The sequence below is a fragment of the Ramlibacter aquaticus genome, from assembly GCF_015159745.1.
GTDB classification, from domain to species: Bacteria; Pseudomonadota; Gammaproteobacteria; order Burkholderiales; family Burkholderiaceae_C; genus Ramlibacter; species Ramlibacter aquaticus.
Window position 1 is genome coordinate 1 of sequence record NZ_JADDOJ010000075.1, and the last position, 20,685, is coordinate 20,685.

Annotated in this window: 21 protein-coding genes, 1 other RNA gene and 1 pseudogene; 12 read left to right on the forward strand and 11 right to left on the reverse strand. The window is 70.1% G+C overall.

Going from position 1 to position 20,685, the window contains the following annotated elements:
* Positions 1 to 93: DNA gyrase subunit A (locus IM725_RS20840; RefSeq protein WP_193781581.1), on the reverse strand; the 93-nt coding region annotated here is incomplete at its 3' end.
* 45 nt (positions 94 to 138) lie between these two features.
* Between IM725_RS20840 and IM725_RS15715 the strand changes: the two are divergent.
* The 4 genes and pseudogenes from IM725_RS15715 to ssrA all read left to right on the forward strand — a co-directional run.
* A pseudogene (locus tag IM725_RS15715) lies at positions 139 to 381 on the forward strand (OmpA family protein); the annotation flags it as partial.
* Between the two features lie 90 nt (positions 382 to 471).
* Complete coding sequence (gene ubiG / locus IM725_RS15720; protein ID WP_193781582.1) at positions 472 to 1,188, forward strand: bifunctional 2-polyprenyl-6-hydroxyphenol methylase/3-demethylubiquinol 3-O-methyltransferase UbiG; 717 nt, start codon at positions 472 to 474, stop codon at positions 1,186 to 1,188.
* Positions 1,178 to 1,837 carry an HAD-IA family hydrolase gene (locus tag IM725_RS15725; protein WP_193781583.1) on the forward strand — a complete coding sequence of 220 codons (660 nt, stop codon included), beginning with the start codon at positions 1,178 to 1,180 and terminating at the stop codon, positions 1,835 to 1,837. The genes ubiG and IM725_RS15725 overlap by 11 nt, the downstream gene beginning before the upstream one ends.
* A gap of 29 nt (positions 1,838 to 1,866) precedes the next feature.
* Positions 1,867 to 2,243, forward strand: a transfer-messenger RNA (tmRNA) gene (gene ssrA / locus IM725_RS15730).
* Positions 2,244 to 2,287: 44 nt separating this feature from the next.
* Here ssrA and IM725_RS15735 read toward each other — a convergent pair.
* A complete protein-coding gene (locus IM725_RS15735) occupies positions 2,288 to 3,076 on the reverse strand; it encodes a hypothetical protein (protein WP_227753860.1) in 789 nt (262 codons plus the stop codon).
* Positions 3,077 to 3,140: 64 nt separating this feature from the next.
* Positions 3,141 to 4,085, reverse strand: coding sequence for a hypothetical protein (locus IM725_RS15740; RefSeq protein WP_193781584.1), 945 nt, complete (start codon positions 4,083 to 4,085; stop codon positions 3,141 to 3,143).
* 421 nt (positions 4,086 to 4,506) lie between these two features.
* On the opposite strand from IM725_RS15740, the gene IM725_RS15745 reads away from it, so the two are divergent.
* A complete protein-coding gene (locus IM725_RS15745; protein WP_193781585.1) occupies positions 4,507 to 4,989 on the forward strand; it encodes a hypothetical protein in 483 nt (160 codons plus the stop codon).
* A gap of 207 nt (positions 4,990 to 5,196) precedes the next feature.
* On the opposite strand, the gene IM725_RS15750 is transcribed toward IM725_RS15745, so the two are convergent.
* The gene (locus IM725_RS15750; protein ID WP_193781586.1) at positions 5,197 to 5,826 is read right to left on the reverse strand and encodes a hypothetical protein; all 630 of its coding nucleotides are present in this window, start codon (positions 5,824 to 5,826) and stop codon (positions 5,197 to 5,199) included.
* Between the two features lie 161 nt (positions 5,827 to 5,987).
* Complete coding sequence (locus IM725_RS15755) at positions 5,988 to 6,632, reverse strand: carboxymuconolactone decarboxylase family protein (RefSeq protein ID WP_193781587.1); 645 nt, start codon at positions 6,630 to 6,632, stop codon at positions 5,988 to 5,990.
* Positions 6,633 to 6,785: 153 nt separating this feature from the next.
* Between IM725_RS15755 and IM725_RS15760 the strand changes: the two genes are divergently transcribed.
* Positions 6,786 to 7,982, forward strand: coding sequence for an MFS transporter (locus IM725_RS15760; protein WP_227753861.1), 1,197 nt, complete (start codon positions 6,786 to 6,788; stop codon positions 7,980 to 7,982).
* Positions 7,983 to 8,001: 19 nt separating this feature from the next.
* Here the strand turns inward: IM725_RS15760 and IM725_RS15765 are convergent, their stop codons facing one another.
* Genes IM725_RS15765 through IM725_RS15780 form a run of 4 tightly spaced genes read right to left on the reverse strand, consistent with a single transcriptional unit; the run spans position 8,002 to position 12,711 of the window.
* Positions 8,002 to 8,925, reverse strand: coding sequence for an ABC transporter permease (locus tag IM725_RS15765; RefSeq protein ID WP_193781589.1), 924 nt, complete (start codon positions 8,923 to 8,925; stop codon positions 8,002 to 8,004).
* Positions 8,922 to 10,001, reverse strand: a complete 1,080-nt coding sequence (locus tag IM725_RS15770) for an ABC transporter permease (RefSeq protein ID WP_193781590.1) — start codon at positions 9,999 to 10,001, stop codon at positions 8,922 to 8,924. Before IM725_RS15770 ends, IM725_RS15765 begins: the two co-directional genes overlap by 4 nt.
* The gene (locus tag IM725_RS15775; RefSeq protein ID WP_193781591.1) at positions 9,998 to 11,722 is read right to left on the reverse strand and encodes an ABC transporter ATP-binding protein; all 1,725 of its coding nucleotides are present in this window, start codon (positions 11,720 to 11,722) and stop codon (positions 9,998 to 10,000) included. The genes IM725_RS15770 and IM725_RS15775 overlap by 4 nt, the downstream gene beginning before the upstream one ends.
* Before the next feature lie 5 nt (positions 11,723 to 11,727).
* The gene (locus IM725_RS15780) at positions 11,728 to 12,711 is read right to left on the reverse strand and encodes a BMP family protein (protein ID WP_193781592.1); all 984 of its coding nucleotides are present in this window, start codon (positions 12,709 to 12,711) and stop codon (positions 11,728 to 11,730) included.
* 156 nt (positions 12,712 to 12,867) lie between these two features.
* Between IM725_RS15780 and IM725_RS15785 the strand changes: the two genes are divergently transcribed.
* The 3 genes from IM725_RS15785 to IM725_RS15795 are packed head-to-tail and all read left to right on the forward strand — an operon-like array spanning position 12,868 to position 15,580.
* On the forward strand, positions 12,868 to 13,665 hold the full coding sequence (locus IM725_RS15785) for a cysteine hydrolase (protein ID WP_193781593.1): 798 nt from the start codon (positions 12,868 to 12,870) through the stop codon (positions 13,663 to 13,665).
* Positions 13,662 to 14,867 carry an amidase gene (locus tag IM725_RS15790; RefSeq protein ID WP_193781594.1) on the forward strand — a complete coding sequence of 402 codons (1,206 nt, stop codon included), beginning with the start codon at positions 13,662 to 13,664 and terminating at the stop codon, positions 14,865 to 14,867. The genes IM725_RS15785 and IM725_RS15790 overlap by 4 nt, the downstream gene beginning before the upstream one ends.
* Positions 14,864 to 15,580, forward strand: a complete 717-nt coding sequence (locus tag IM725_RS15795) for a TetR/AcrR family transcriptional regulator (RefSeq protein WP_193781595.1) — start codon at positions 14,864 to 14,866, stop codon at positions 15,578 to 15,580. The genes IM725_RS15790 and IM725_RS15795 overlap by 4 nt, the downstream gene beginning before the upstream one ends.
* Here the strand turns inward: IM725_RS15795 and IM725_RS15800 are convergent.
* Entirely contained in the window at positions 15,546 to 16,577 is a 1,032-nt protein-coding gene (locus IM725_RS15800) for an AEC family transporter (RefSeq protein ID WP_227753862.1), read from the reverse strand. The two genes, IM725_RS15795 and IM725_RS15800, sit on opposite strands and share 35 nt — an antisense overlap.
* Positions 16,578 to 16,697: 120 nt before the next feature.
* A complete protein-coding gene (locus IM725_RS15805; RefSeq protein ID WP_193781596.1) occupies positions 16,698 to 17,117 on the reverse strand; it encodes a MarR family winged helix-turn-helix transcriptional regulator in 420 nt (139 codons plus the stop codon).
* Positions 17,118 to 17,218: 101 nt separating this feature from the next.
* Between IM725_RS15805 and IM725_RS15810 the strand changes: the two genes are divergently transcribed.
* Genes IM725_RS15810 through coxB form a run of 3 tightly spaced genes read left to right on the forward strand, consistent with a single transcriptional unit; the run spans position 17,219 to position 20,663 of the window.
* Positions 17,219 to 19,075, forward strand: a complete 1,857-nt coding sequence (locus tag IM725_RS15810) for a PQQ-dependent dehydrogenase, methanol/ethanol family (RefSeq protein ID WP_193781597.1) — start codon at positions 17,219 to 17,221, stop codon at positions 19,073 to 19,075.
* A complete protein-coding gene (locus tag IM725_RS15815; protein WP_193781598.1) occupies positions 19,072 to 19,716 on the forward strand; it encodes a c-type cytochrome in 645 nt (214 codons plus the stop codon). The genes IM725_RS15810 and IM725_RS15815 overlap by 4 nt, the downstream gene beginning before the upstream one ends.
* The gene (gene coxB, locus IM725_RS15820) at positions 19,713 to 20,663 is read left to right on the forward strand and encodes a cytochrome c oxidase subunit II (RefSeq protein WP_193781599.1); all 951 of its coding nucleotides are present in this window, start codon (positions 19,713 to 19,715) and stop codon (positions 20,661 to 20,663) included. The genes IM725_RS15815 and coxB overlap by 4 nt, the downstream gene beginning before the upstream one ends.
* Positions 20,664 to 20,685: the final 22 nt, after the last annotated feature.

Consider the following 20,685-nt stretch of genomic DNA (forward strand, 5'->3'; position numbering starts at 1 on the left):
GTCGCCGTGCGGGTGGTACTTGCCGATGACGTCGCCGACGATACGGGCCGACTTCTTGTACGGCCGGTTCCAGTCGTTGTTCAACTCGTGCATCGCGTACAGCACGCGCCTGTGCACCGGCTTCAGGACCGACTTGTCGAAGTCGAAGAAGGCGTCGGCCACACCGACTCGGTGGGCTCCGATGCCTACAACCAGAAGCTGTCGGTTCGCCGCGCTGAAGCCGTGAAGGCCTACCTGGTCTCCAAGGGCGTCGAGAAGAACCGCGTCTACACCGAAGGCAAGGGCGAGAAGCAGCCCGTCGCCGACAACAAGACCGCGGAAGGTCGCGCCAAGAACCGCCGCGTCGAGATCGAAGTGGTCGGTACGCGCAGCAGCAAGTAAGCCCTACGGCTTGCATGAGCCAGGCCCCCGGGCCTGGTACAAGAAGCCCCGCAGCGCGGGGCTTTTTCTTTGGCATCGCACAATCGCACCATGAGCGACACCCTCAACGCCGATCCGGCCGAGCTGGCCAAGTTTTCCGAACTGGCCCACCGCTGGTGGGACCCGGAGAGCGAATTCCGTCCCCTGCACCAGATTAACCCGCTGCGGCTGGGCTGGATCCAGCAGCTGGTGCCCCTCTCCGGCAAGCGCGTGGTCGACATCGGCTGCGGCGGTGGCATCCTTGCCGACGCCATGGCCCGGCAGGGCGCGCAGGTGCTGGGCATCGACCTGGCCACCAAGGCGCTCAAGGTGGCCAAGCTGCATGCCCTGGAGGCCGGCACGCCCAACGTGCACTACCGCGAGCAGAGCGCCGAGGCCCTGGCCGCGGCGGAACCCGGCAGCTTCGACGTGGTCACCTGCATGGAGATGCTGGAGCACGTGCCGGACCCGACCTCCGTGGTGCGCGCCTGTGCCACGCTGGTCAAGCCGGGCGGCTGGGTGTTCTTCTCGACCATCAACCGTAACCCGAAGTCCTTCCTGTTCGCGATCGTGGGCGCGGAGTACGTGCTCAACCTGCTGCCGCGCGGCACGCACGAGTACATGAAGTTCATCCGTCCTGGCGAGCTGGCCTCGCACGCGCGTGGCGCCGGCCTCACGCTGGAGCAGACGCGCGGCATGGAATACAACCCGCTGACCCGGCGCTACTGGATGTCCGGCAACACCTCGGTCAACTACCTCTTCGCCACGCGCAAGCCCGATGTTCAGTGACGTGCAGGCGGTGCTGTTCGACCTGGACGGCACCCTGATCGACAGCGCCCCCGACCTGGGCGCGGCCGCCGACCGCATGCGCGTGGTGCGGGGCCTGCCCTCGCTGCCGCTGGCGCAATACCGGCCCATGGCGGGCGCGGGGGCCCGCGGCATGCTGGGCATCGCGTTCGGCATCACGCCCGAGCACCCCGACTACGAGGCCCTGCGCGAGGAGTTCTTCAGCAATTACGAGCGGGCCATGACCGAGCGCACCCTCGTGTTCGAGGGCATTGCCGAGCTGCTGGAGCGGCTGCGCGGCCGGGGCCTGCCCTGGGGCGTGGTCACCAACAAGTCCATGCGTTTCACCGGCCCGCTGACGCGGCAGATGCCCCTGTTCGCCACGGCCGCGACGGTCATCGGCGGTGACAGCACGCCGCACGCCAAGCCGCATCCCGCGCCCCTGCTGGAAGCCGCCCGGCAGCTGGCGCTGCCTGCGGCGCGCTGCATCTACGTGGGCGACGACGAGCGTGACGTGCAGGCGGGGCGTGCCGCGGGCATGCCCACGGTGGCGGCCACCTATGGCTACCTCGGCAGCAACGCGGACACCGCCCTGTGGGGGGCGGACGCGCACATTCGTTCACCGCTGGAGCTCTTGTCGCTCTTGAAATGAGCGGCGAGGGCCTAAAATGACAGCTTCCTGGGGCTGCACCGGTTTCGACGTGGGTTCGGACGCGCAGCAGGGCATGTCGAGCTGGAAGCCGCTCGTTAAACCGATCCAAACAAACTAACTGCGAACGACGAACGTTACGCTCTCGCCGCTTAATTGCCGGTGAGCTTCACAACAGTCGGCCTATGGGCTGGGCAAGGGTTCCTTCGGGGGTCCAGGCTGTGAAGGTACTTACGTAGGCTGGTCCTGCGCCGGGTCACTTGGTGCGGGACGAGACAATAGGTGACTGGCGTCCCATGCAGCGTGCCGCTGCGCGGCATGGGAGGCGAGACTCAATCAGACGGCTACACATGTAGAACTGCTCGTAGAAGGCTTGCGGACGCGGGTTCAATTCCCGCCAGCTCCACCAAATTCCGTCCCGGCGCAGCGCACCCTCGCGCTCGCGTCTCTGACTCAAAAGCGATATTTCGCTCTGATGCCGAACGCGGTCCGGACGTGCGTCGGCTGCGCCAGGGTACCGACGGTACTTCCATTGTCTTGAAGCGCGGCATCGCCGCTGCGGCCGGTGCGCATCCACTCGAGGTCGCTTTCGATGAGTAGACCGGGCGCTGCCGCAGGCTGAAGGCCGATCGTGATCCGGGGTCCCAGGGCTGCCCGGGTGGACAGCGCCGCATTGTCGAACACGTGGTTCTCGAAGCGAACGTCCAGTCGTTCTGGCGCCGCCACCACGAGCACACCCTTGAGATAAAGCCTGGCCAGGGGCGAATGCAAAACCTCGGTTTGCGCACCTGCGATCAGCCGCCAGTTCCGGTATCTCTCCTGGAGTCCCAGCGTGGCGTTGCGGCCAGCGATGTCGCGTCGCCAGAGTTCCAGTTCGATCCCCGCGAGAAGGAGGGCGCCTTCGTCAATATGGCGTCCGACTTCGGCGCTGAGGCGTGACTGCGTCGTTCCGGTTTCGCTCGCGTACACGGCCCCGCTCTGGGTGTGGCCGTCGTAGCTGATGCTGCCGCCATACACCTGCGCCCCAAGGCCCGCATGCCAAGGGCCTCCCCTGTAGATGGCGTTGACCTCCACGCCGGGCAGCCAGCCGTGCTCCTTCACAAGCCTGCTGCCGTCGCGTGCGAACTCCTCCATACCAACCTGCCGCCACCCTGCGGCGCCGTAAAGCGACCATTGCGCGCATGCGGAACTTGCGCCGACCAGGCCGGAGATGAGCAGGGCACAGAGAAGAATCGATCTCATGGCGTAGGAGGTGGCATTCAATAAAAAGGGCGCCGCTGGGGCGCCCTGTGTGGAGCTTCAACGCTCAGATGCGGCTCTTGAGGTCGGCCCAGGTCGAATTGATGGTCTGGTCAGTGACGCCGTCGCCGTTGGAATCGATATCGATCCGGATGTTGGTGCTGTCGATCGCCGTCAAAGTCGCGCTGCTCCGGTCGGGTGCGATGACGGTGAATGACCCCGTCGACGGGTCGGTCGAACCGGACCCCTGGAAGGGCGCATTGGTCTTCACTGTGAAGTTGACGTTGCTCAGCACGGCCCCCAGGTTGGAGGAGGTTCCCGTCAAGGTGTAGTTGGCGCTCAAGGCGTACGCGGTGCTGTTGACGGATTCACTCAGGTTGTACGCCGTCATGCGACGGGCAACGGCCGCACCGTCACTCTTGGTGAGGTTGATCTGGAGCGACGAACCACTGACCGTGGCCGTGGCCACTTGATAGCCCGCCTGGTTGTAGCCAAGCGCCATGTCGCCGTTGGCCGCGAGCGTCTGGCCTCCGCTCTGAACAGAGAAATTCGAGAAGTTGATGGAGAGCGTGCCGCTCCATGCGGTGGTCGCTCCCAGGGTGCCAGAAAGGTTGCTGAAGCCGAAGCTCACCCCACCATTCAGCACTTCAGCGTTTTCAGCACAGTTGTTGGCAACGAGCGAAATGCTGTCCCCGTTGCTGACCATCCCCGACACTGCTTCGCTCACCGTGGCTGAAACTGTCCCGCCACCAGCGCATGCGACGATGACCGAACTGGTGACACCTGTGGGGAGGTTGGTCACAGGCTGGGCAGACAGACCTTTGTACAGCTGCTGCAGGGAGGCCGCCACAAGCCCCGCACCTTGGGACTGCACCGAGACGCCAGTTGCGAGGGAGGTTGCAGAGCTGCTTTGGCTGCCCAGGTCGCGGGTCCCTGAATAGGCATACGCCAGGGCTGACGATGCATTGGTTGTGGTGATGACACCAACTGCTGGGGTGCCCGCGGCTGCCACGGTTCCGCCACCTCCGCCGCCTCCACAGCCAGCCAGAAATAGAGCCCCTACGCAAGCCGCGCAGGACGCGACAAGAAACTTTTTCGACATAACTTCCTCCCTGTTTTTTACAAATGTATACGGGTTGGGAGCAATGTGGCTTCTAGGGATTATGCTTACATCTAAAGTGATCCTCATGATCGCGCTCCAGAATGACTGGGATCAACCTATGAATAAGTTGTACAAAAGAGACCGAAGCTAATACCTATGTGATCTCTTTGGCCCCTGGCGTATGCGCGGGCGCAACAGGCGAATGCAACATGAATTCTACAACTGCATCAAATAGTTGCAGAAAGAATCCAACTTGTCACACTCGAAGAGCCGAACGACTTAGCGTGCGGCAAAGTTGTAAGTAAACGTCAACACAACAGACCCAGTCTTAATGAAGCACACCAAGATTCTGTACGCGCTTGTAGGCATGGCCGTGGCTATGACCACGGGTTGCGCCTCTATCGTCAACGACTCATCGCAGGCCATCAAAGTGGACACTCTCGACGAGAGTGGGAAAACGGTTTCCGGCGCTGAATGTCAGCTGTCGAATGACTTCGGCCAATTCAGCGTGCGATCGGGTAATACCGCGATGGTGCACCGCTCGAGCAAAGACCTGGACATTGTGTGCAAGGAGTCTGGGATGAAAGACGGCACTGCTCGCGCAGTCTCGCGCGCCAACGCTGGAATGGCTGGCAACATCATCTTTGGCGGAGGTATCGGCGCCATCATCGACCACAACAAGGGCACTGCCTACACCTACCCGACATGGGTACAACTGCAGTTTGGAAAGACGCTTGTGTTCGATCGCAGCATGGAAAAGGACGGCATGCCTGTGCCAGGCGCGCACCCAACCGGTGCCACGGCCCAGAAGTAAGACCGAAGGGCTTGGGTCGCCCCTGACCATGGAAACCAAGTTTCTTCGTTAGCCGCCCGCCCACGTCATACCGAATCAAGGCCGCCGAGCTCGTCTGGCGGCCTTTTTTCTTGCCTCCCGTCTCGCCGCGTGCTGGACAGCGACACCCAAGCCGTGCCGTATACCGCCCCGGCGGCTGCAGGCCGGCCAGGCCGCACCAGCGCTGCCTCAGAAGCTCAGTGGCGTACCCCTCTGGTACACCGCTGCCGACACGGCCGAGCAGTTGAAGGTGATCGGCGTGTCCACCATGAAGGCGTCGCCGTTCGTCACCATCGCCGAGACCTGGTTGAGCGTCAACGCACGCGTGTTGGCCAGGCCGTGCGAGATGCCCTGGGGTGTGAAGACCACCAGGGTCACGTGCCATGCCACGTTGAAATCGCCGCCCGTCCTCGCAATGCCGACCAGATGGTCGTGCCCGAGAAGCAGTGCGCAACCATTGGCGGGCAGCCCGTACTGGGTGCAGGCCGCGCCGCCATTCGGATACCCCGGCGCCGGGAACGGGAGCACGTTGACGTGGTCGCAGTTGGTGGGCTGGCAGTTGAGCAGCGAGGGCGAGAGTGTCGAGGTCGCGGGATAGGTGACCAGGTACAGGGGGGCGACCGCGTGCGGGTTGGCGTTCGACGGGAACGGCGCCTTGTCCGGGGTGAGCAGGAAGAGGGTGGCGCCGTTGGTGTAGTCGACGGCCGGCTCCACCGTCGCGCGTCCCAGCGCGACCTGGCCCGATTGAGCGCTGGCAGCGCTGCTGAAGCCGATGAGGCCGACGAAGAAAGCGAAAGCCAGGACCCCGATGTTTCGCATGTTCATCTCCCTTGCCGACGTTGCGGCCGCTGTGAGGGCGCGAAGTCTAGGTCGCGATCGACGAAATGCAAGGCGCGGGACGACACAACCATGGACGCCGCAACGAACTCATCGTCGCGGCAGCGCGCAACCCCGCGGCATGGCGGGGCTGCACGCATCGCTCACCGCGCCGGGAACGGCATCGGCTTGCCTTCCGGCGGCATCTCCTGCCCCAGCGCGAGCAGCATCGCCACCGTGACGTAGGTGCCGCTCACGGCCACCAGGTCGACCAGCTGCTGGTCGTTGAGCACACGCTTGGCCTTCTGGAAGGTCGCGTCCGACAGCTCATGCGTGCGCATCAGCTCGGTGCTGACCTCGTACACCACCTCTTCGTCGGGCGCCATGTCGCGCGGGCGCACGCCGGTCTTCAGGTCGTCCGCGACGTGCTGCGGCAGGCCGGCCTTCAGTGCCAGCGGGTAGTGCGCATACCACTCCACCTGCGACTTCCAGGCCTGCCCCTGGATGAGGATCGCGAACTCGTTCAGCCGCGGGGGCAGCGAGGTGTTGAAGCGCAGGTAGTCCAGCAGCCGCTTCATGCGGTCCGCGAACACCGGGCTGCGGAACATGATGTTGTAGGGGCCGGCCAGCCCCACGCTCGAGATCTTCAGGATCTCCTGCGCGAGGGCCTGCCCTTCGGGCGCGATCTGCTCCAGCGTGATCTGCGGGAAGCGCTTGGGCGCGCCGGGCGCGGGCGGCGTCTGGGCCCAGGCCGCGGCCAGGGAGAGCGTGAGTGCGAGGGGAGCCAGGAATTTCAGGCGCGAGGACATCGGGGGTACTCCGTCATGGTTTTGTGGGTGTGCAGCCCAGCACGCCGCAGGGCGGCGCGGGGCTTCGACAGGCTACGGCCCGGCCTCGGGCGCCGCGAAGCGAGCAAACCCTGACCGGGTTGCGCGCGCGGCATGCGCTACATTCGCCGGGCCTTGACCGCTCACACCCGCCGCATCGTGCCGTGCCTGGGCACGGCCCAGACCCTGGCCTGGGCGTCCAGCTACTACCTGCCCGCCATCGTGGCCGCGCCGCTGGCGGCCGCGCTGGGTGTGGGGGTGCCCACGGTGTTCGCCGCCTTCTCGCTGGCCCTGGTGGTGTCGGCGCTGGTCGGGCCGCTCGCGGGCGGGGCGATCGACCGCTGGGGCGGCCGCCCCGTGCTCATGGCCACCAACCTGCTGTTCGCCGCCGGCCTCGGCCTGCTCGGGGCGGCGCAGGGTCCCGCTGGGCTCTTCATCGCCTGGGCCCTGCTGGGCGTGGGCATGGGCGCGGGCCTGTACGAGGCGGCCTTCGCCGCCATCGTGCGGCTGCAGGGCGCGCACTCGCGCAATGCCATCACCGGCATCACCCTGATCGCCGGCTTCGCGAGCACCGTGGGCTGGCCGCTCACCGCCTGGCTGACCTCGCGCTACGGCTGGCGCGAGGCCTGCTTCGCCTGGGCGGGCCTGCACCTGGTGCTGGGGCTGCCGCTGAACGCCTTGCTGCCGCCGACGTTGCCGGCGACCCTGCCGGCATCGCCGCCCTCCGCGGCCGCCCCGGCATCGCCCGCCGGACCGCACCCACAGCCCGCGCAGCAGCCCGTCCGATCCGCCGTCCTGCTCGCCTTCGTCTTCGCCGCCACCTGGTTCATCAGCACCGCGATGGCCGCCCACCTGCCGCGGCTGCTGCAGGCGCAGGGCGCGAGCCTGGCGGCCGCGGTGGCCGTGGGGGCGCTGGTCGGGCCTGCGCAGGTGGCCGCGCGCCTGCTGGAGTTCGGCCTGCTGCGGCACGTGCATCCGCTGTTCTCGGCGCGGCTGGCGGCCGCGCTGCACCCGGCCGGCGTGGCCGTGCTCGCGCTGTTCGGCGCACCGGCCGCGCCGGTGTTCGGCGTGCTGCATGGCATGGGCAACGGCATCCTCACCATCGCCAAGGGCACGCTGCCGCTGGTGCTGTACGGCACGCAGGGCTATGGCCAGCGGCAGGGGCTGCTGATGGTGCCCGCGCGGCTGGCGCAGGCCGCCGCGCCCTGGCTGTTCGGCCTGGCGATCGACGCCTGGGGCGGCGGGGCCCTGCTGCTGTCGGCTTCGCTGGGCCTGGGTGCGTTCGCAGCCCTGCTGGGCCTGCGCGCGCCCGAGGGCCCGGGCTCGCGCTGAAGTCCCCGGCCCCCCGGCCTCAATGCCCCACGTAGGGCTGCGTGAGGGCCGCCGGCGCCACCTGACGGCCCACCAGCCCGCCCACGGCCAGCAGCGCCAGCACATAGGGCAGCATGATCAGCAGCGCGCTCGGCACCTCCACCCCCATGCCGGGCAGCTGGAACTGCAGGGCCGTCGCGGCGCCGAAGAGGCCGCAGGCGAACAGCGTGCGGCCCAGCTTCCAGTTGCCGAAGATGACCGCCGCGATCGCGAGGTAGCCCGCGCCGCCCGTCATGCCTTCGGTGAAGGTGTGGATGTCGCCGATGGAGAGGAAGCAGCCCGCCAGCGCGGCCATGAAGCCGGTGAAGAGCACCGCGCCGTAGCGGATGCGGTTGACCGGCAGCCCCGAGTTGGCGGCCGCCTGCGGCGCCGTGCCCGCGGCATGCAGCGCCAGGCCGAGCGCGGTGTGCCGCAGCGTCCAGCCGACGGCGATCACCAGCAGCACGCCGGCGTACAGCAGCCAGGCCTGGCGGAACACCGCGTCGCCCAGCCAGGGGATCGCGTCCAGGCCGGGCGGCGCCCACTTGTCCAGGCCGGGGATCTCGGCGCGCGAGCGGCTGCCGAAGAGCGCCCGGTAGCCCAGCGTGGTGGCGCCCAGCACCAGGATGTTGATGCCGATGCCGGTCACGATCTGGTTGGCGCGCAGGGTGATGCTGAGGAAGGCCTGCAGCCAGGCGATGGGCAGCACGCACAGCACGCCCGCCACCAGGCCCCAGCCCGGCGAGCCGGTGGCCCAGGACCCTGCCGCGCCGGCGAACGCGCCGGCCAGCATCATGCCTTCCACGCTCATGTTCAGCACGCCGGCGCGCTCGCTCACCAGCTCGCCGGTGGCCGAGAACAGCAGTGGCGCCGCCAGCCGCAGGCTGGAGCCCAGGAAGACGGCCGCGAGTTCCGGCGAGATCATGCGAGCCCCCTGCGCGCTTCCAGGCGCTGGATGGCGAGCGCGGCACCCGCCAGCGTGACGATGATCAACCCCTGGATCACCACCACCAGTGCGGTGGGCACCTGCGCCACCATCTCCATGTTGATGCCGCCCGAGCGCAGGAAGCCGAACATCAGCGCCCCCGCGATCACGCCTGGCACCGAGCCGCGCGCGAGCAGGCCCACCACCAGGCCATCGAAGCCGTAGCCCGAGGAGAAGCCGGCCTTCAGCGTGTACTGCTCGCCCTGCAGCATGCAGGCGCCGGCCAGGCCGCCCAGGGCGCCGGCGGCGCACAGCACGCCCACCGTGAGCGCCGCGATGGGCATGCCGGCACGGCGCGCCGCGCGCGGGTTGAGGCCGGCCGCGCGCAGCTGCACGCCCAGCACCGTGCGGGTGAGCACCACCGCCACCAGCACGGCCAGCACGATGCCGATCGGCAGGCCCGCGTGCAGCGGCATGGAGGCGTCCCCGCCCAGCAGCGGCATGCGCGTGGGGTCGGGGATCTCCAGCGATTCAGGCAGCGTGGCCGAGGTCGTCATGGGCCTTCGCAGCAGCTGCTCCGATTGCACGCTGCCGTACACCATCCAGATCGCGATGAAGGACAGCAGCAGGGTGCCGATCACCTCGTTGGTGCCGGCCTTCACCTTGAGCACGCCCGCGATGCCGGCCCACAGCGCGCCGGCCAGCGCCGCGCCCAGCATGGGCAGCACCCAGGCCAGGCCGAAGGGCAGGGCGGCCACGGGGTGCCACAGCGCCAGTGCGGTGGCCGCGATGCCACCCACCGCGATCTGCCCTTCGCCGCCCACGTTGGTGAGGTTGGCGCGCTCGGCCAGCACGAAGCCCAGGCCGACCAGCATCAGCACCAGCGCGCGGTTCAGCGAGGCCGCCACCGCATAGGGCGAGCCCCAGGCGCCGTCGGCGAAGGCCGCCACCGCATCCTTCACGTTCATGCCCAGCAGGGCCACCAGCAGGGTGCCGGCCAGCAGCGCGCCCAGCACGGCCAGCACGGAGATGCCCAGCGCGGGGCCGGGGCGCAGGGATCGGGCCCAGGTGGTCATGCGTGTTCCTCTTCGGGGGATGGTTCGTCCTGGGCGTGCCCGGCCATCCAGGCGCCAATGCGCGCGCGGGCCGCGGGCTCGGCGCGGCAACTGCCCATCACGCGGCCGCGGTAGAGCACCACGACCCGGTCGGCCACGGCCAGCAGTTCGTCGAGTTCGGAGGAGATGAGCAGAACGCCCACCCCGCGCGCGGCGGCGGCGCGGATATGGCCGTACACCGCCTCCACCGCACCCACGTCCAGGCCGCGCGTGGGCTGGGAGGCGAGCAGGAAGCGCAGCGGGTCCAGCGTCAGCTCGCGTGCCAGCACCGCCTTCTGCTGGTTGCCCCCCGAGAGGCCGCCGAAGGCCACGTACGGGCTGGCCGCGCGCACGTCGAAGCGCGCCATCAGCTCGCGCGCGACCTGCCCCAGCGCGGCCCGGTCCAGCAGGCCCCAGCGGCGGAACTTCTGCAGCCGGTCCAGCAGGATGTTCTCGGCCAGCGACATGGCGGTGACGCAGCCCAGGGCATGCCGGTCCTCGGGCACCACGCCGCAGCCGGCGGCGGTGAGCGCAGCCGGTGCACGGCCTGTCATCTCCTCGCCGCAGACGAAGAAGCGGCCCTCGGTGGGCCGCAGCATGCCCGAGAGCACCGCGCCGAGCTCGCTCTGGCCGTTGCCTTCCACGCCGGCGACGGCCACGATCTCGCCGGGCGCGACGAGCAGCGTGAACTTGTCCAGCCGCAGCACGCCGTCGGCATCGCGCACCGTGAGCCCGTCGGCCATCAGGGCCGCCTCGGGCACCGGCATGCCGGGCTCGGTGTGGAAGTCATGGGCGGCGGCCCTGGGAGGCGTCGGGTCTGCGGACAGCGCGGGGCCGGCCTGGGCCGTCGCGGCCGTGCCGGGCGCGGCTGAAGCCGGCGCGGCGTTCGCCGCCGCCACCTCGCCCGCCGCCCCGCCTGCGCCCGTGCCAGGCCGTGCAAGATCGCGCTGGATCATGGCGCGCACCAGCAGGTCGATCTCGTCGGCCGGCGCCTCGGAGCGCGCCACCACCTTGCCCGCGCGCAGCACCGTGGCGCGCTGCGCCACCTCGCGGATCTCGGCCAGCTTGTGCGTCACCAGCACCACGCCGCAGCCCCCGGCGGCGACGCGCCTGCACACCGCGAGCAGCGCTTCGATCTCCTCGGGCAGCAGCACCGCGGTCGGCTCGTCCAGCACCACCAGGCGCGGCTCGCGCACCAGGCACTTCACGATCTCCACGCGCTGCCGCTCGCCCACCGACAGGTCCTGGATGCGCGCGTGCGGGTCCAGGGCCAGGCCGTAGCGTTCCTGCATCTGCGCCAGGCGCGCGGCCCCGGCCTTCCGGTCCAGCCGTCCGCGGGCCTGGCCGAGCAGCAGGTTGTCCACCACGCTGAGGTCGGGCACCAGGCTGAAGTGCTGGTGCACCATGGCGATGCCGTGCGCCAGCGCATCGGCCGGCGAACGCGGTGCGTAGGGCGCACCGTCCAGCAGCATGCGGCCCGCGTCCGGGCTGTGCACGCCGAACACCAGGTTGCACAGCGTGGACTTGCCCGCGCCGTTCTCGCCCAGCAGGCAGTGGATCTCGCCGGGCATGATCTCCAGCGAGGCGTCCTGCAGGGCCTGCAGCGCGCCGAAGCGCTTGCCCAGGCCCTGCAAGGCCAGCAGGGGCTGCACCCGGGGTGGTGGCACGGCGATGCCGCCGCCCGCATCCAGCTCGGCGCGCACGGGGTTCAGCCTTCCAGCACCTTGATCTTGCCGGACTGGATGTCCTTCTTGATCTGCTCGAGCTTCGCCTTCATCTCGGGCGTGGCGCCGCACACCACCATGTCGCTGGCCTGCGGGCCCATGGCCAGGCCGAAGGCCTTGTAGCCCGGCTTCCAGGTGCCGCCCACGGCCTCGCGGATCGCGTACTGCACCTGGTAGCCCACGCCCGTGATGCTGTAGGCGGGGTAGAGCGGGTCGCTGCCGCAGCGGTCGGTGTAGCTGCCGATGATGTGGGTGCCCTTCTCCTTGGCCGCCTGCTCCATGCCGCGCAGGCCGAGGTTGAGGATGTGGTAGTGCACGTCGGCGCCCTGGGCGATGGCGGCCAGGGTGGCCTCCTTGGACTTCGCCACATTGTCGAAGTCGCCGGTGTAGTTCTCGAAGTACTTGATCTTGGGGTTGATGTACTTGGCGCCGTTGCCGAACTCCTTGCCGGCATTGACGATGGAGGGAATCTCCATGCCGCCCACGTAGCTCACGGCGCCGGTCTTGGACAGCATCGCGGCGGCGGCACCGGCGACGAAGGCGATCTCGGCCTGCTTCACGTCGTAGCCGGCCACGTTGGGCAGCTCCTCGGCCTTGTTGCCGCCGACGATGGAAAACTTCACGTTGGGGAAGCGCTTGGCGACCTTGTACACCGCGGCCTGCGTCTGGCCCCCGACACCGATCACCAGCTTGTTCTTGGACGCCAGGTTGGTCAGCGCCTGCTCCATGTCGGCGTAGTTGATGTTCTCGATCATCTGCACCTTGACCTTGGTGCCCTGTTCCTTCTCGGCCGCGACCAGGCCGTCGTAGCCGGACTCCATCCAGCCCTTGTCGGACTTGGAGCCGGGGATCAGGATGCCCACCGCCAGCGGGTCGGCGGCCCAGGCGGCAGGGGCGCCGGCGGCGAATGCGGCGGCCGCGACGGCGGCCAGCGTGAAGCTGCGGCGGGAGGGGAGGAAGTTCTTCATGGCATGCCTTTCGCTAGTGGGACGTGGAGGTAATCGTTCAATTACTTGTCACACCCTCGTTGCAATGACCGTGCCAAGCAAAAACCGGCTTCCAGCCCATCCAGGGCTTCCCAAGTTGGTGCGGGCGCACCAAAAACATCACTGCGGAGAAACACGATGAAGCGTCACCCCTACCTGCCCGACCGCCGCCCCGACAATGCCCTGGGCCTGGGCCATCAATACTGGTGGGAGGCCAGTCCCACAGTGGTGGACATGGCCGTGGCCCCGCCGCCGCCCGAGCGGGTGCACATCGCGGCAGCGCCGCAGGACGTGGTGCTGGACCTGCGCCGCACGGCCATCGTGATCATCGATCTGCAGAACGACTTCTGCACCCAGGGCGGCTGGGTGGACCACATCGGCGGCGACTACGCGGCCGACCGCACCCCGATCGCGCCGCTGCGCCAGCTGCTGCCGGACCTGCGCGCCCGCGGCGTGCCGGTGATCTGGGTGAACTGGGGCAACCGGCCCGATCTCGCCAACATGCCGCCCAACCAGATCCACCTGTACAAGAACAGCGGCAGCGGCGTGGGCCTGGGCGACCCCCTGCCCAACGGCCGCGGCAACGTGCTCGAGAAGGACTCCTGGGCCGCGGCCATCGTCGACGAACTCGCGCCCGTGGAGGGCGACTTCCTCGTCGACAAGCACCGCATCAGCGGCTTCTGGGACACCCCGCTGGACAGCATCTTGCGCAACCTGGGCATCAAGTCCATCCTCTTTGCCGGCTGCAACACCGACCAGTGCGTGCTGCACACGCTGACCGACGCCAACTTCCTGGGTTATGGCTGCGTGATGCTGGAGGACTGCTGCGCCACCAGCTCGCCCGCCTTCTGCACCGAGGCCACGGTCTGGAACGTGAAGAAGTGCTTTGGCTTCGTCACCGGCTCCGCGCAGGTGCGCGAGGCGCTGGCGAAGTGAGCGACGCCGCGCAGGACTTCGGCGCCTGGGTGCCCGGCGAGCGCGCGCTGCGCGCGGCCACGGGCGAGGGCCCGCTCACGGGCCTGCGGCTGGCGGTGAAGGACCTCATCGACCTGGCCGGCGTCCCCACCGGCGGCGGCAACCCGGACTGGGCGGCCACGCAGGGCCCCGCCGCCGCCGATGCGCCCGCGGTGGCCCGGCTGCGGGCGGCCGGCGCCCGTGTGGTGGGCAAGACCGTCACCGACGAGCTGGCCTTCAGCCTGGAGGGCGAGAACGCCCACCACGGCACGCCGGTGAACCCGCGCGCACCCGGGCGGCTGCCCGGCGGCTCCTCCAGCGGATCGGCGGTGGCCGTCGCCGCCGGCCTCGCCGACCTGGCGCTGGGCACCGACACCGGCGGCTCGGTGCGGGTGCCGGCCTCGTTCTGTGGCGTGTGGGCGATGCGGCCCACGCACGGCCGCGTGCCGCTGCAGGGCGTGCTGCCCTTCGCGCCCAGCTACGACACCGTGGGCTGGTTCGCGCGCGATGCGGACCTGCTGGCCACGGCCGGCCGCGTGCTGCTGGACCGCGTGCCCGCCGCGGCCCCACCCGACGCCCTCGCGGGTCCCCTGAAGCTGCGCGTGGCCACCGACGCCCTGGCCATGGCCGACGCCCCCGTCGCCGCCGCGCTGCAGGCCCTCGCGGCCCGGCTGGGCTGCAGTGGCACCGTGTGGGCCTTCGAAGGATTTTCCCGGCACGAGTGCCTGCAGGCCTACGCCACCCTGCAGGGCCTGGAGATCGCCGGATCGCTGGGCCCCTGGATACGCGAGCGGCGGCCGCGCTTCGGGCTTGCGATCGCGCCGCGCTTCGACGGTGCGCTGGCGCTGGATGCGTCCGAGGGCGAGGCCTGGCGGGCCTGGCGCTCGCGGATGGCGCGCGAGCTCATCGCCCGCCTGGGGCCGGACGAGGCCTGGCTGGTGCCTGCCGCGCCCTGCGTGGCCCTGGCGCGCGGCGCGGACGGCGAGCAGGTCGGCGATTTCTACGCGCGGGCCCTGGCGCTGGGCGCGCTGGCCGGGCACGCCGGCCTGCCGCAGGTGGTGATGCCGCTGGCCGAGGCCCAGGGGCTGCCCGTGGGCCTGTCCTTCATCGCGGCGCCCGGCAACGACGAGCGCCTGCTCGCGCTGGCGCTGGATTGCGCCCGGGTCCTGGAGGCCGCGCCATGAGCCTGGAAGAAGGCAAGGCGCCGCCCGAGGAGGAGGCGCCGCCGCGGCGCGACCCGCTGCGCACGCGCACGCGCCTGCTGGAGGCCGCCATCGAGGAGTTCTCGGCCCAGGGCTTCCACGGCGCGCGCACCGAGCGCATCGTGCGCCAGGCGGGCACCAACATCCGCATGCTCTACCACTACTTCGGCAGCAAGGACGAGCTCTACGTCGCGGTGCTGGAGGTGGTGCTGGGCGAACTGCGCCACGACGAGCTGCGCATCGACCCCGAAACCGCCGAGCCGCTGCCGGGGCTGCTGCACGTGTTCGACTACGTGGACGGGCACTTCGGCAGCCACCCCGCGCTGCGCAAGCTGCTGGCCTTCGAGAACCTCAACGAGGCGCGCCACCTGGTGCGCTCCGAGCGCATCCTCACGCTGTCCTCGCCGGTGCTCTCGCTGATCGGCCGCCTGCTGGCGCGCGGCGAGGCGCAGGGCCAGGTGCGCGCCGGCCTGGACCCGCTGCACCTGTACGTGGCCATGGTGAGCCTGGCCTACTACGGCCGCGCCCACGCCTTCACGCTCTCGCACATCTTCGGGCAGGACCTGCACGCGGGCGGCTGGCAGCGCAGCCACCTGGCGATGACGCGGGAGATGGTCGCCAGCTTCCTGCGGCCCGCCACCGGCGGGGCGGAGCCCGCGCTCAGCGCGCCGCGTGCACGGCGGTCCCCACGATGAGCGAGGCGGGGACCACGCCCAGCACGACCAGCGTGAAGCTCACGAAGGCCGCGGCGGTGGAGCCCATCACGATGCGCGCCACCCGCCCGGCATCCGCGCCGAAGCGCTCGGCCAGCATGGGCACGTTGCTGGCGCTCGGCAGGGCCGCCACCAGCACCAGCACCAGGGCGCTGTAGGGGTCCAGCGGCAGGCCCAGCGCGATGGCCAGCCGGCCTGCGCCCAGCACCAGCAGCGGGTGCACCAGCAGCTTGTAGGCGACCACGCGCGGCACGTCGCTGCGCATGCCGGCCGGCGGGGCCGCGGCCGCCGACCGGCGCGCCTGGTCGTAGGCGCGGGCCAGCACGCAGCCGAGCGCGAACAGCGCCACCGGCGAGGCCGCCTGCGCCAGCATCGCCACCACCGTGGCGAGCGGCCCCGGCGGCGCCAGGTGCAGCCCCGACGACAGGCTGCCCAGCAGGATGGCCCAGGGCAGGGGGTTGGCCGCCATGCCGCGCAGCGCCTGCGCGAGCGCATGGCGCGCCTGGCCGGCACCCTGCAGGTCCAGCCGCGAGAGCGCGATGCACAGCGAGGAGGTCAGCACCATGTCGACCGACAGCGCCACGATGGCCGGCGCCGCGGCGCGCTGGCCCAGCATGGCAACGAGCAGTGGCACGCCCATGAAGCCCGAGTTCGGGAAGGCCGCGACCAGCGCACCGAAGGAGGCGTCGTTCCAGCCGATGCGGCCGCGCCGCGTGGTCACGACCGAGAACGCCGTCATGACGAGCGCGCAGCTGACCCAGGTGGCCAGCGTCCCCCCATCGACCAGGCTGGCGATCGGGGTGTCGGCCGCGAACTTGAAGAGCATCGCCGGCAGGGCGAAGTACAGGACGAAGATGTTCAGCCCGGGGATGGCCTCCATGGGCACCAGCCGCGCGCGCGCAGCGCCCCAGCCGCACAGCACCAGCGCGAAGAAGGGCAGGGTGACGCCCAGCACCGGGCCCAGCAGGTCCGCCCTCATGCGGCGGCGGCGTGACCCGGCTGTGCGGGTGAAGGCAGGCCCTCGGGGATCGTCGTCATGCGGGCATGTTAACGGCCCGGCTCGGATGCAGCCCGGCGGGGCGGGACCACGCCTTGGCGGCTAATCCGAGTCGCCCGGGCCCGGGCCGGCCGCCTGGCCGATCGCGCCCCGCACCACCTCCAGCAGGTGGGCGATCTCCCGCCCCTGGGCCACCGCCACCGCGTTGAGCTTGCGCCGCCCCAGCGCCGTCAGGCTGATGCGCACCTTGCGCTGGTCGTCCTCCTCGCGCGTGCGCTCGACCAGCCCGGCCGCCTCGCAGCGGTCGATCAGCTCCACCGTGGTGTGCTGCCGCAGCGCCAGCGCCGTGGCCAGCTCACCCACCAGCGCCCAGTCGCGGCCGGGCATGCCGCCGACCTGCAGCAGCAGCTGGTACTGCGCCCAGGTCACCTCATGCGCGCGGGCGGCTTCCTCGCTGGCGCGCTCGAACTGCCGCAGTTCGCGGCGGAAGCGGGCCCGGGCTTCGAGCTCCGCCTTTGACATCCGGGTTGCAGTTGCTTTCATCCGTGTTCGATGCTTGCGCACAGGGCGCGCGTGTCACGTTATATATCGCTTTACGACGTTTCGGCGTGTGAAGGACAGGCATGAACAACAACAACCCGGACCGCAGGGTCCGGTCGCTCGCCCGATGGCTTCTTTCGCTGGCTGCCGGGCTGGCCTGCGCCGCCGCGGCGCTGGCCCAGGGTGCGGCGCTTCCGACCGCCAACTTCGCCCCGGGTGATCCCCCGGGCGAGTGGCGCAGCGCGGCGCACGACTGGGCCAACACCCGCTATTCTGCGCTGGCCGACATCAACACCGGCAACGTGGCGAAGCTCAAGGTCGCCTGGACCTTCTCCGACGGCACCCAGAACGGGCACGAGGCGGCGCCCCTGGTCATGGGCGACACCATGTACCTGGTCACGCCCTTCCCGAACATCTCCTACGCGCTGGACCTGTCCAAGCCGGGTGCGCCCATCAAGTGGTCCTTCGCGCCCAACCCCTCGCCGGTCTCCATCGGCAAGGCCTGCTGCGACACGGTGAACCGCGGGGGCGTGCTGGTCGACGGCAAGCTGATCTACAACCTGCTGGACAACCACACGGTGGCGGTCGACCTGCGCACCGGCAAGGAGGTCTGGCGCACGCGCATGGGCGACGTCACGCACGGCGAGACCATGACCATGGCGCCCTTCGCCGTCGGCAAGAAGGTGTTCGTGGGCAACAGCGGCGGCGAGATGGGCGTGTGGGGCTGGATCGCCGCGCTGGACGCCGACACCGGCAAGGAACTGTGGCGCGCCTACAGCACCGGCACCGACCAGGAGGTGAAGATCGGCCCGGACTTCAAGCCCTTCTACGACTGGATGAAGGGCAAGGACCTGGGCATACACACCTGGCCGGCCGGCATGCACAAGCAGGGCGCGGGCTCGGTGTGGGCCTGGATCTCCTACGACCCCGAGCTCAACACGATCTACTACGGCACCAGCAACCCGGGGCCGCGCGTGCCCGCGCAGCGCCCGGGCTACAACCTCTGGACCAGCACCGTGTTCGCCCGCGATGCCGACACCGGCATGGCCAAGTGGGCCTACCAGTTCACGCCGCACGACCAGTGGGACTACGACGGCGTGAACGAGAACATCCTCATGGACATCCAGTGGCAGGGCAAGCCGCGCAAGGTGCTGGTGCACTTCGACCGCAACGCCTTCGCCTACACCATAGACCGCACCAACGGCGAGGTGCTGGCCGCCCAGCCCTTCGCCTACCAGAACTGGTCCAAGGGCATCGACCTGAAGACCGGCATGCCGGTGGTCAACCCGGCCATGCAGCCGCGGCCCAACGTGAAGCTGCCCAACGTCTGCCCGCCCGACATCGGCGGCAAGGACTGGCAGCCTTCGTCCTTCTCGCCCCGCACCGGGCTGGTCTATGCCGGGATCTTCAACATCTGCATGGACCTGACGGACCATCCGCAGTCCTACATCCCCGGCACGCCCTACGACGGCATGGAGATGAAGCGCTACGCCGGCCCCGGCGACAACTGGGGCGAGTTCATGGCCTGGGACCCGGTGGCGGCCAAGAAGGTCTGGTCCATCAAGGAAAAGTTCATGACCATGAGCGGCACGCTCGCGACGGCCGGGGACCTGGTCTTCTACGGCACCGCGGACGGCTGGTTCCGTGCCGTGGACGCGCGCAACGGCAAGGTGCTGTGGTCCTACAAGCTGGGCTCGGGCGTGATCGGCCAGCCGGTCACCTTCACCGGGCCAGACAAGCGGCAGTACGTGGCCGTGTATTCGGGCGTGGGCGGCGCAGCGATGGTCAGCGCCTCCAGCCCCGGCTTCCCGCCCCGCGGCAGCACGCTGTACGTGTTCTCGATCGAGGGCGAATCGATCCACTCCGGCCCCGGCCAGTTGCAGACCGAGGCCTCGATGCCGGCGGCACGCCACGACCACGGCATGGGGAGCAATCCATGAGCCCTCGTCTTGCCGCGCCGCGCTGCGCGGCCCTGTCGCTCGCGTCCGCCGCGCTGGTGCTGGCGCTGGCCGGCTGCCAGCGCAGCCAGGGCGGCAGCACGGCCAGCGCACCCTCCACGCAGCCGCCGGCCATCGCGGCGCTGGCGGCGGTGCCCCTGGGCGACGTCGCCGGTGGCCATGCCCCAGCCGCGGCCGCCGACCCCAACCCCTTCCACAACCAGCCGGAGGCGGTGGCCGAAGGGCGCGCGCTGTTCGTGAAGATGAACTGCGCCGGCTGCCACGGCTACGACGCCAAGGGCGCGATGGGCCCCAACCTGACCGACGGCTACTGGCGCTACGGCGGCGCGCCCGTGTCCATCTTCAAGTCCATCTACGAGGGCCGGCCGCAGGGCATGCCGGCCTGGAACCCGGCGCTGCCGCCGGACGACATCTGGAAGATCGTCGCCTACGTGGAGTCCCTGGGGGGCAGCTACCCGGCCGGCGGCCTGGCGGCCTCGGTGCAGGGCGACACGCCCAACACCGCCTACGCGCCCGAGGTACAGCGCGTGCTGCCCGCAGGCGCCAAGCAGCCCAAGGAGGCCGAGCCCAGCGCCGCCAACAACCCGCCCGAAGCCCGGCCCGACGCCGGCGGCAAGCCATGAGCCTGCCTTCGCCCCTGCAGTACCTGCACACCGCGGGCCCCGCCGCCGACCCGGTCACCACGCTGGGCTGGGGGCTGGGCGCGGTGTCGGCGGTGGTGCTGGCGGTGGTCTGCATCGCCCTGGTGGCCGGGCTGGTGCGCCGCCGTGCGCCGCTGGCCCCGGGCGAGCTGGCCGTGCCCGGCGACCAGGGCGGCCTGTCCTGGATCTACATCGGCGTCTCGATCTCGGCGCTGGTTCTCGCGGCCTGCGCCGCCTGGACCGTGGTGACGCTGCGCGCGATCGCGATGCCTGCGCAGGCGGCGCGCCTCACGGTGGAGGTGACGGCCGCCCAGTGGTGGTGGCGCGCGCGCTACCGCGACGCCGACCGGCCTTCGGCCTTCCAGGTCGCCAACGAGCTGCACGTGCCCGTGGGCCGGCCGGTGCGCATCGAGCTCACCAGCGAGGACGTGATCCATTCCTTCTGGGTGCCGCAGCTGGCCGGCAAGGTGGACGCGATCCCCGGGCGCACCAACGTGCTGTGGCTGCAGGCGGACCGCCCCGGCACCTACCGCGGCCAGTGCGGCGAATTCTGCGGCGCCGAGCACGCCCGCATGCAGCTGGTGGTGGTGGCCGATTCGGCCGAGGACTATGCCCGCTGGCGCGACGCGCAGCAGGCGCCAGCCACGCCGCAGCAGGCGGTGGCGGCGGGGCAGGCGGTGTTCCAGTCGCACTGCGGCGCCTGCCATGCGGTGCGCGGCACGCCCGCCGGCGGCCTGCTGGGGCCCGACCTCACGCACCTGAAGTCACGCCACACCCTCGCGGCCGGCCTGCTGCCCGACACCCCGGACGCGCTCGCGCGCTGGATCGAGGACCCGCAGGCCCTCAAGCCCGGCACGCGCATGCCCAACCCCAAGCTCTCCCCCGAGGACCGGCAGGCCGTGCTGGCCTACCTGGGCACCCTGAACTGAAAGCCCCGCCATGGACGCCGAC